General features: G+C 70.3%; 2 protein-coding genes and 2 pseudogenes. All 4 read right to left on the bottom strand.

What is annotated here, in order from left to right; all coding sequences use genetic code 11:
- Window positions 1-296 precede the first annotated feature (296 nt).
- Window positions 297-683: pseudogene (locus tag ACWDNU_RS45125) on the bottom strand (SRPBCC domain-containing protein); the annotation flags it as partial.
- A 73-nt stretch (window positions 684-756) separates the two neighbouring features.
- Window positions 757-2,049 (bottom strand): MFS transporter, encoded by a 1,293-nt coding sequence (locus tag ACWDNU_RS45120; protein ID WP_449673364.1) that lies wholly within the window; start codon window positions 2,047-2,049, stop codon window positions 757-759.
- A complete protein-coding gene (locus ACWDNU_RS45115; RefSeq protein WP_449673363.1) occupies window positions 1,959-2,306 on the bottom strand; it encodes a hypothetical protein in 348 nt (115 codons plus the stop codon). Before ACWDNU_RS45115 ends, ACWDNU_RS45120 begins: the two co-directional genes overlap by 91 nt.
- Window positions 2,303-2,499, bottom strand: a pseudogene (locus ACWDNU_RS45110) (hypothetical protein); the annotation flags it as partial. The gene ACWDNU_RS45115 and the pseudogene ACWDNU_RS45110, both read right to left, overlap by 4 nt.

Here is a 2,499-nt window from a genome sequence, read left to right as displayed (position 1 = left end):
GCTGCCGGACAACCTGGCCGCGGCACTGCGATAGGCGGCTTCCGCGGCGGCGACCGAGCCGGTGACGGCCAGGCGGAGCGCGCGGTACCAGTCGGCAGGTGCGAGACCAGGCCGGTCACCCCGAGCACGCCGAGCACGGCCAGCACGAGCACGCTCCCACCGAGCGCCGCCAGCGCCCGGATATGGGCCTGGATCAGGGCGAACGGCTCGTCGAGCAGTTCGCGGAAACGCAGGGGCCGGATCGGTACCGTCGGCGGAGAGTGCGGCGCCGGCGTGGACGCCGGTGCCGGATCGGTCCAGCCGCCGGTGTTGCCGTCGAACGCCTCCTTGTACTGCGCGTCGGGCAGCTGGGCGAAGCCGGCCTCGATCACGGTCAGCCTGGTACCGGCGCCGACCGGTTCGAGAGTGAATTCCACGTAGGTGCGACGCGGGTCGTCGTCGGGCAGGCCGTAGATCTGCCAGGTGTAGCCGAAGACGTTCGGCTCCTCGACCCGCTCGACCCGCATATTGGCCACGTGACCTTCCTTCCAGGTCATCCGGGCTTCCCCACCCGGGCGCAGGTCGATGGTGGCGGTGTTGCCGAACCAGCTCGCGAGCCCCTCGGCGGTGGTGAGCGCCGCCCACACCTTGGCGGGCGGATGGGCGAGCTCGACGGTTCGCACGATCTGATCAGGGAATCCCATGGCGTTCTCCTCAGTCAGTAGCAACCAGTTGGTTGCAACTCAGGGTATGGCAACCATTTGGTTGCGTCAAGGGTCAGTGCCCGCCGGTGACCCGGAACCCGCGCGGGACCAGCCACACCGCGCCGACCGCCACCAGCGCGACGACGATCGCGGAGATGTAGGACGTCGTGGTGAGCGCGGTGTCGAAGGCATGGCTCGCGGCGTCGACGAGCTGGGTGTGCGCGGGTTCGGGCAGTTCGGTGGCCACCTCGTAGGCCCCGCCGACCGACCCGCTCGCCTGCTCCACCTTGTCGGCCGGGACCGGCGGGTTCGCCATGTGCTGACTGAAGATCCTGGCGTGCAGACTGCCGAGCAGCGCGACGCCGAAGCCCACGCCGACCTCGTAGTTGGTCTCCTCGACCGCGCCCGCCTGACCGGCCCGATCGGCGGGCACGGCGCCGACGAGGACGGCCGCGGCCGCGGTCACCGCCATGCCGTCACCGAGCCCGAACGAGACGAGCACCAGCGCGACCACCGGATAGGTCGTCGGCTCCGGGCTCACCGCCAGCAGCAGGAACCCCAGCGACACCGCGCCGAGGCCGACCCCGAGCACCGCGCGGACGCCGAACTTGTCCATGAGCATCGGCGTCAGCAGCGAGGCGGTGAGCAGCGTGAGGGCCGCGGGCAGCATCCGGATGCCCGCCTGCGACGGGCTGTAGCCGTGGACGTATTGCAGCCACAGCGAGACCAGGAACATGGCCGCGCCGATGGCCATCATGGCGAGCAGGGTCGCGACGGCGGCCGCGGTGAACGCGCCGTTGCGGAACAGGCGCACGTCCAGCAGGGGATCGTCGGCGGTGAGCTGGCGGCGGACGAACCAGTACATCGCGCCGATGCCGACGAGCAGGATCACCCAGTCGACCGGTCCCGCTTCACCTTTCGCGAGATGCTTGATGCCCCAGGCCAGGCACACGATGCCGATCATCGACAGCGCCGCCGCGAACCAGTCGAGGCTGCCCGCCTGCGGCGCCCGGTATTCCGGCAGCACCCACAACCCGACCACCACCGTCACCAGGACCACCGGCACATTCAGCCAGAACGCCGAGGACCAGCCGAAGTGCTCGACCAGGAAACCGCCGATGATCGGCCCGACCGTGGCGCCGACGCCGGCGACCGCGGCCCAGATCCCGATGGCCATCGTGCGCTCGCGCGGGTCGGCGAAGATATTGCGGATCAGCGAGAGCGTCGATGGCATCACCATCGCGCCACCGATCCCGAGCAGCACCCGGCCGCCGATCAGCTGGGCCGCGCTGCCCGCGGTCGCCGCGACCACCGAGGCGATGCCGAAGAGCACGAAACCACTGATGAACAACAGCTTTCGGCCCACCCGGTCACCGAGCGCGCCCGCGAGAGCTTGCCGTAGAGCGGGGTGCTGATCGTCGCGGTGATCAGGTAGGCCGTCGTCGCCCAGGCCTGCAGCGAGTAGCCGTGCAGGTCGTCGGCGATGGTGCGGATCGAGGTCGACACGATCGTCTGATCGAGCGAGGCCAGCAGCATGCCGAGCATGAGGCCGGACAGGATGGTCAGGATCTGGCGGTGGGTGAAGCCGGCGGGTGATTCCACCGGGGCCGCGGTCGTCGTCACGAATCGTTCTCCATCGCGGTAGTGCTCAGTGCGGTCGAGCGGGTCAGCAGGGTCGGGCGGGCCGCGTCGTAGTCGTCGACGAAGCGCGTCAGCAGCGCGGCGAAGGTCGCGCGGTCCGCACCCGACCAGTCCTCGGTGACGATGGCGACGGACTCGCGGCGGCGGGTCCGGATGCGTTCGGCGACCTCCCGGC

It is taken from the genome of Amycolatopsis sp. NPDC003676 (genome assembly GCF_053587275.1).
Note: the sequence above shows the minus strand (reverse complement) of the source record. Positions and strands in the feature narration are given on the sequence as shown.